The 8159-nt window shown below is 56.7% G+C and carries 4 protein-coding genes; 1 reads left to right on the top strand and 3 read right to left on the bottom strand.

The genetic code is table 11. The features are described from left to right. Positions 1-1753 (top strand): hypothetical protein (locus tag VEG30_09995; protein HXZ80250.1); only part of this gene is annotated, 1753 nt, incomplete at its 5' end. Between the two features lie 70 nt (positions 1754-1823). On the opposite strand, the gene VEG30_09990 is transcribed toward VEG30_09995, so the two are convergent. The 3 genes from VEG30_09990 to VEG30_09980 form a co-directional block, all read right to left on the bottom strand. Continuing rightward, positions 1824-2960, bottom strand: a complete 1137-nt coding sequence (locus VEG30_09990; GenBank protein ID HXZ80249.1) for a site-2 protease family protein — start codon at positions 2958-2960, stop codon at positions 1824-1826. Positions 2961-4044: 1084 nt separating this feature from the next. Then, the gene (locus tag VEG30_09985; protein ID HXZ80248.1) at positions 4045-4944 is read right to left on the bottom strand and encodes an N-acyl homoserine lactonase family protein; all 900 of its coding nucleotides are present in this window, start codon (positions 4942-4944) and stop codon (positions 4045-4047) included. 551 nt (positions 4945-5495) lie between these two features. Further along, positions 5496-8039 (bottom strand): hypothetical protein, encoded by a 2544-nt coding sequence (locus tag VEG30_09980; protein HXZ80247.1) that lies wholly within the window; start codon positions 8037-8039, stop codon positions 5496-5498. Positions 8040-8159 lie beyond the last annotated feature (120 nt).

Here is an 8159-nt window from a genome sequence, read left to right as displayed (position 1 = left end):
TGACAATCCGGTGGATAGTGCCGCAATCTCGCCTGACGGCAAGTACCTGGCTTATTCCGACACAACCGGGCTGTATTTGAAACTGCTGCAGACCGGCGAAACCCACGCCTGGCCTTTACCCAAAGGTTTTTCTGCGCACATAGACAGCTGGTTCCCAGACAGCGCCCACGTGCTGGTGGATCACGTGGAAACAGCGGCAGTGCAACCCAGCTTGTGGAGCGCTTCGGTTCTCGGCGGTGAGCCTCGCAAGCTAGCCGACGACGCACAGGCGGGGGTTGTATCTCCCGATGGATCCTACATTGCGTTCATTCGAGTTCCCCCGGTCCGGGGAGAGATCTGGGTTATGCGTTCCGATGGAGAGGAGCAAGTGAAGGTCGTGCCTTATGCTCCCGAGGACTGGCTGGGGAGAATAACCTGGTCTCCTGACGGGCGAAATATTGCATATATCAGACGGCATGTGGCCGGCGCTTTCGAATACCGCACTTCCATTGAAGTCAGCGAGTGGCGCAGCGAGCGCAGAAATACGTTGTTGTCGCAAGAGGACCTGGGCTCGGCTCTGTGCTGGTTGCCGGATGGCCGCCTGGTCTATACACGAGCCGAAAGTGCAACCAACCAAAGAGACTCGAATGCCTGGGTGGTAAGGGTCGACAAGGAGGGCAGGACTTCGGGATCGTCACTTCGCCTCACGCGCGGAATTGGCTTGATCGCAGGGATAACTGCCACAGCAGATGGCGGGATGCTGGTATTCGGCAGGACTCAAGGGCAGAGTCGTACCGCAGTAGGAACCCTGTCGCCCGACGGGAGTCGTTTGCTTGCGGTCAGGCCCCTCACGCTGGACGAAAACCAGAATCAGCCGTTTGCCTGGACTCCAGACAGCAAGTCGGTGGTGCTTTCATCAGACCGCAACGGGACGTTTTCCATCTTCAAGCAGGCGATTGACCAGCCATTGCCGGAGCTTTTGGCCACCGGCTCCGATCGCAAATTGATTCCCCGGTTAACCCCCGATGGCTCCGAGGTCGTCTACCTGTCCTTGCCGGGGTCCACTCACGTGAATGCTTTTTCCGCCATAGCGGCCGTGCCTCTGCAGGGAGGGGCTTCCCATATCATCGTGCGTGGTCCGAAGATATCCACCTTGCCGGGGCCGGGGCCAAGACTTGGGAATGTGGAATGTGCGCGGCTGCCATCCACAGTTTGCGTCTATGACATCCAAGACGGAGATCAGATAACATTCTTTCAATTGCACGTAAAGAGTCGCGCGAGCTCTGAACTAAGTAGGATCGATACCGGAGGAAGTATCTTAAATTGGGGTAGCGTGGACCGTGAACTAAGTAGGATTGATACCGGCGGCCGCATCATAAATTGGGGGTTGTCCCCCGACGGGTCAAAACTTGCAACCATACTCCACACTCCCACTACTGATTCGATTCAGATCCATTCGCTGGCGAGCGGAGAAACGCACGACGTGACAGTCAAAGGCTGGTCCGGTTTGTGGTGCGTGGACTGGGCAGCTGATGGCAATAGCCTCTACGTGACCACAGCCAAGTCCACCTACGCACCTGTGGCCACTACGGGTCTCCGGTCGCTCTATCCCCAAAGCAGCTTGCTGCGCGTAGCGCTCGACGGAAGCGCCTCGCTGTTGCGAGAGGGGGAGAGCGGCCAAATCATGTATGCAATTCCCTCCCCCGATGGACATCTGCTGGCAATTCGCGAGGACGTTGCGGCGACGAACGTGTGGGCCATCGAGAATTTCTGATTAGACCCTTTGGTGGTTTCTAAAGCAATTCCCGCTTCAATCACGTTCTGTTTTGATTACGTTCTGAAGATCAGTTGCGCATTTCCGACTTGAGTTTCAGGAATCTCATTACCTGACTGCGCGAGAAAATCCCCTCCACCTGCCCATTGGATATAACCGGCAGTTGATTCAGGTCCTCGCGGGCCATCATTTCCAGCGCATCCAAAGCGGGTGTGTCGGGCGACACGGTGCGTAGCTCGCTGACCGGGCGCATCACACTCTGCACCGAGGTCTGGTTCCACTCTTCACGGCTGACTCTCTTCACGTCGGCTGGTGTCACCAGTCCTGCGACTTGATTGTTTTGCAACACCACAAAACAGCGCTTTGCCGTGCGCAGCAGGTGTTGTTCGACGAAATCGCTCACACTGATGTAGCCCTCGACGGTGGCACAATCGCGATCCATGAGATCCGAGACACGGCGGCCGCGGAGCTCGCTCACCAATTCCACTTGCATTCCGCTGCTGCGTGCCGCATCGAGCAGAAACCATCCGATGAACGCCAGCCACAATCCACCAAAGTTTGCGCCCAGGAAGAAACGGAACAGCCCCATAAGGATGAAGAGCACTGCAATGCCGACACCTACGCGGGACGCTGCTCGCGTGGAACGCACTTGGTTGCCCGTGATCCACCAGATTATCGCCCGCAGAACCCGGCCGCCATCGAGCGGATAGCCCGGAATCATGTTGAAAGCCGCGAGCGCAATATTGATGTAGCCCAGCCACAGCAAAACAGCAGGCACGGGAGTGCTGGGCTCAGTTCCGGCAGGCCAGCCGGTTAAGCGGGCAAGTCCAATGAAAATCAAACCGATTACGACGCTGGTCAGGGGGCCGGCGATGGCGATTGCGAATTCCGATTTTGCGTCCTGTGCCTCCGACTCGATTTGCGACACTCCGCCCAGCGCAAACAGCGTGATAGCTCGAACCTTCAGGCCTTTTGCCTTCGCTACCAGGGAATGAGCCAGCTCGTGAAGCAGAAGAGTCGCGAAAAATAGCACAGCTGTGACTATGGCGGCTGCCCAGACCACCGTGTTGTTCCATCCTGGAGTGACTTGATGAAAGTGTCCAACAAGGGAAAGCGCGATCAGGAGGGCAATGATGAACCAGCTGAAGTGCAGCCCGATCTCGATCCCGGCAATCTTGCCCAATCGGATTTGAGAACGTAGTGGCACTCATATCCAAGATACGCCACGCGTGCCGGTGTGCGCTGGAATTTCGAGAATCACAGTAGAACTCATCTACTCATCTCACAAGCGCATAGAAAGGTACATAGCCCATTGCTTTGATGTCGTGGGTCACTCCTGCGGCACGAATTGCTTGCGGATAGCCGACGACTCTTCAAGTAACCGCCCGATTCTGGCGTTGGGAGGATAGTTGCGGTGTTTCATCAACGAGCGCGCGACTCAGCATGTTCCGGCTGTACTGGTAGGGATCGCCGACCGCTGGGGCGCCGGGTGAAGATCGTCTCGACCCCGCTGGAGCGTGCGAACTGGGCGTGCAATGGTCACCTTCTTCGAACTCAAAAAGGGGATTCCGGATGACATATTCGGGCACTCTGACGTTCTGTGACTTCGACCGGGCGCGCGTGAAGGAAGTGCAATGACTCGTTGTGGGGCTCTCGAACTCGCTGATCATGGCCTTCTACGCGTTCCATATGCGCCACACGCAGCGTCCACCAACTGACTGCGATTCTCCTTCGTTGGCGGCAAGCGGAAGAGATCGCGAAAACTCCGCTCCCCTGCATGTAGCGCATAAGCGTTAACAAAGGGTTCCAAACAAATCCGGCGAATAACACCGGCGGAACAAATCAGGCCGAATCTGCCTGGAAGTAAAGATTCAGGCTGCCGTCCTGCGAGCTTTTTGTACCGAGTTTAGAAATGCCAAGAGGCCGGCGTTGACTTGATCCACATTCGCGACGCTCGATCGACGGCGCAAAATAGGCGAACACAAGCACATCGTAGGCTTCGAGAAAAATTCCCCGAAGCTACCTGCAACACCCGACGAACGTCGCTCTGGACCATGGGGAATGATCGTAGCACGGACTGATTAGCCCGGATTTTTCAAGCACCTTGGATGTTAGTCTTCGGCCAGAATCGAGCCTGAGAAGCTGGGGAACGGGCTGATGAAGAAGAGGCGGTTTTCTGTCGAGCAGATTGTTGGTGTCCCGAAGCAGGCTGAGGTCAGTGTGCCTGTGGCGGCAGGTCACGCTAAGCCGATTTATCGACACTTACTTCCGTTCGGGTGCTTGGAACGGCGCTAGTCGTAATAAGCCGGCGACTTCTTGAGCTTGGAATTGCCCACGAAGTCGTGCTGAATCCAGAGCTGCGCCCCGGTCTTTTTCAGAAATGCTTCAGCGGCAACTCTGCTTGCTCGCGTCTGATCTTGGTTGAAATCGAACGTCGGCACACGGTTCAATGTGCGCTCTTCTGGATAGTGATACAGGTCACCAGCCAGCAAAACTTGCCCGGTCTTTGCCAGTCTCAAAAACAACATTTGGTGGCCTTGTGTATGCCCAGGAGCCCACTTGATGACAGCGGTTCCATCGCCAAAGACATCGTGGTCTTCGTTGTTAATGATGATTGTTTTCGCATTGCGAAGGCTCGCGTAGGTCGACGGTTGGGTCACACGGGGAGGAGGATCAGCAAACATCGCGTCACGCTCCGCCTTCTGCACGAGCCACGTCGCGCCCGTGAATTGGCTTGCATTCGCCGTGTGATCGTAATGGTAGTGGGAAAGGGCGATATAGCTAATGTCCGCCGGTGCGTATCCTATTTCCAGCATTTGGCTTTTCAGGGAATTGATCACTGTCACGTCTCGTTCCCAATGGTCGGGAAGGACGATATGACGCGCAACGGGAGCGCCAGTCGGCTTCCAGTCTGCATCGGGTACCGCGCCAGCATCCCAGAGTAATGTCCCCTTTGGATGCACAATGAGAAAGCATGGGACCGCTAGATCGCTTGTGGCGACTTCCTCCTTCTTCAAGCCGAAGAGTTCTGTGTTAGCGACGTGGATGGTGCCACATTCAAACACATAGAGTTTGAGCGATCGCGCCGGTTCTGTTCGATTTAGAACGCGACGCGCGGTGCCGGTAGTTACCATTGCGAAGAAGAACACTGCCGCGAAGGCAGGCACGAGCGATCGAAACCGGCGTCTCATGTTGGCATCCTTTCCATTGGTCCGACAAATTGGGTGCGCAAAGTTAGCGAATTCTAAAGCAATACATCAGTCGAAACGGTGCGACGTCTCCCGTAATCATTGATGACACTCCTTATCACAAAGAATGCCTAGCCACCAGTGCGGGGGGGCTCGGACTCGGTGACCGTCAGGATGACGCGAGTCTCACTTGTCCGTATGACGGGCAATCCGGAAGGTGTGGCCAGGACGAACAGACCGACTGGAGTCGGTTTATGAGATAGGCTTCATTCAGAACTGCTGAAGCGCCGCGCCGTGCAGATTAGGCTCGCAGTCGATCGATTCAGCGCTTCAGTTTCTCTATATCTTCATTCGAATAAGTACGTACTGCGGGTTTCTTATGCTTTTTGGCAGCGGCAGCAATCTCGGCAAGACTTCGGCTCTCGTCTTTGGAGAACCTGGAATATGGCGAGTCCAACTGTGCGACGCCGAAATTGAAGCGTGACTGACCGGCGGCAGCGAGCCCGCCGCTGCGTGAAGGCAGCGGCGGGCTCGCTCGTGGTTGCTAGCGTTGGTTAGTTGCCCTGGTTGGCGGGGACGGTGACGGTTGCGGCTTGTAGGGTTGAGTTGCCGGATTTGTCGGTCACCTTATAGGTGATCGTGTAGACCCGCCCCGTCCTTCCGTGGCCGGTGTCACGATCGGCCTGGAGCTGAAAGGCGCGGTCGTCGGTGCCGAAGGCTGCGCCTTGAACAAATCCGGTTTCTGGTTCGTTGCTGGTGATGGAGACGAGCGTGATGGTCGGGTTCGGATCGCAGTTGTCCGTTGCCGTAATCGTGGCCGTTACGTCCACGAACTTGTGATTCGGCGGCCAGATAATGGTGGGCGTCACGGACAGGCTAACTGAGGGCTGCTGAACGTCCAGAATCTGCAGGGGAGATGCTGCCGAAACGGTCTGGACATCACCGGCGATGTTCGTGAAGTTCAGCGACGCGCCGGCTCCCGTAAAGGTCCCCGGGCAGGCGTTGGCTGGCACGGTGAAGTTTGCCGTCTGGCTTGGCGTGTCGCCAACCTTGATGACATCGAGCGGTGAGGTTTGCACCGTGCCATCGGGGTTGGTGATCTGCAGTACCGCCGAGACTGCCGGCCCTTGTCCAGTGTTGGTGACCTTGACCTGGTAGCTCAGTTGATCGCCGGGTTTCGCCGTTGCCGGACCTGTGTCGGACAACGTGATGGCCGGCTGCGAGGTCGTCCTCATATGTTGACGGGCTTGATTGATAGTATCCGGGTCGGCTTCCTGTTCCTCGAAAGCACCACTTCCGGATCCAGACTCCTGTGTAAGCAGGCTGTAGTCAAGCGACTGCCAATCGTTGAAGCTTTTCAACACCTGTTGCTGAGGAGGAGTAAAGCCGACCTGAACCAGCTGCAGATCGTCGGGTTTGGCGGTCGTGTCGCAGAACCGGTTCGGACCATCGTTGATTGAATTGGTGTTGGCGTCCACCGAGTCATCATTACCCAGTGTGAGGGTATCGAGAGTCTTGTTTGACCCGGCAGTGATGCAGATGCCGTCGTTGTTGGTGTCGGCGGACACGTTGGTGAAGATCGGCCCGCAACGCGAGACGCCCTCATTTATCTTGTTCCCGTTCCAGTCGCGAACCCCGAATGCCGCTCCGATACCAACGCACTCGTCGAGGTCTGTCTCGTCGAGATCGATGATGTCGGTGCCGCCGGGGCCAAATCTGGAGTAGTCGCACCCTCCTGGTAGGAGACCGGCCTTAGACAGAACAGTGCAGAACTGGAAGGAATAGTTCATCACGCTCAGATAGTTGGGCTTATTGTTGGTTGTCTCATTGCCGCCGTGCTGCAGGCCCAGCGTGTGTCCCAACTCGTGCATGAACGTACCCGGTTGCTCGGTAGTGCCTACCGAAAAGCCGTTCACTGTGTCCCAGCACGGGGTACCATCGCTGTGCGTACCACCGAGCGTAACCATGAAGTTGCGCCTGCTCTTATCCGTCTCCCCAGTCGTGCAGTCACCGGAAGCGGCACGCACGTTGGTCTGATGTCCCCAGATGAGATAGCGGAAGATTGGCTCGCGCTTGGGGTCGAAGTTGGCCTTCTTCAGATCCGCGAACTGCGTCACGTTTGGAGTGTTTTTGCCGAACCCATCAATGATCTCGTTTCCGGCCTCCGGTATCGCAGTGCCGCCGCCGCCCATGTCGCCGTAGGTTCCCGTTACACCGTTCGGGCCGGCCAGGGAGAAGGTTTGTCCTGCTCCAAACTGCGATCCAGTATCTACGTGCAGCTGTACGCCTGTAGTTCCATCGGGGTTCTGCACCGGCGAATTCGCAAACGACTGAACAATCTGCACAATCGCGCTCTTGTTCGGTGCATGAGTGTGGTTAGCGGCCTGAAGGAAGTCGGACTCAACGAACACATCCTTGCGCAAGGGATTGGCGCCCATGGATGCCAGGTCCAGATCAATCACGCCATCGTTGTCGGTGTCCACGCCGAACTGCTCCCAGACATCCAGCAGACCGTCGTCATCGGAGTCGAAACCCATTTGGAAGCACATATTGGCGTTGCTGCCGCCAAGTGCGTTGTCCGGCCGGCTGCAGTCCTGCGGCCAATTGATATCGCCGCCCCACTTGCCGCCGTCCACGCTCGGGTCTACGACGAAGTCGAGTGCGTTCCCCGGGCCGACCTTGATGTCGGCCTGGTCGTCGCCTGTAAGCGAATCAAAGTCCCAGATTTCAATATGAACGTGAACCGGCTGCCCCGCCGGCACCATCTGGGTGAAGACCCAGGGAGTTGGGAGGTTGCACTCCGAAATTTTTTGGAACCAGTTGAACAACGGGAAGGGTACGATAATCCCACCCAGTCCATTGCCGTCATTGCAGGCGCCGCTGCCATTCTTGTTGTCCTGCTGAACGCCGTTAATGGTGACCTTGGCATAGAAATCTGCAATGGGGCCATCAATCGGATCGAATCCTGTATCAAGCTGTGTCAGCCCGGTGATGTACACCTTGAAGGGTACGTTCTGGGCGGATGCCTTCGACGACAAGGTCATCAAGGCAGCGCACCCAAAGACAAGTACAAACCAACGCATATTCCACATTCTCATTTCTTGTCTCCTTATTGAAAAGGCGGCTTCGCCGGGTGAGCGGTGCCGTGAGAGAGCCCGGGAAGACGGATGAAACGCTGGGGTGACGTACATTCTGCGATCTCCTTTGTCGGCTGTGGC

This window comes from Terriglobales bacterium, from assembly GCA_035624455.1.
Classification (GTDB): domain Bacteria; phylum Acidobacteriota; class Terriglobia; order Terriglobales; family Acidobacteriaceae; genus DASPRM01.
The sequence above is the reverse complement of the archived record's forward strand: the minus strand, read 5'-3'. Positions and strand labels throughout refer to the sequence as shown.

What these genes read in the sequence shown, in the direction of transcription:
- VEG30_09985 (HXZ80248.1), bottom strand. Translation starts at nt 4,944, where the DNA reads ATGAGACGCCGGTTTCGATCGCTCGTGCCTGCCTTCGCGGCAGTGTTC.
- VEG30_09980 (HXZ80247.1), bottom strand. Translation starts at nt 8,039, where the DNA reads ATGAGAATGTGGAATATGCGTTGGTTTGTACTTGTCTTTGGGTGCGCT.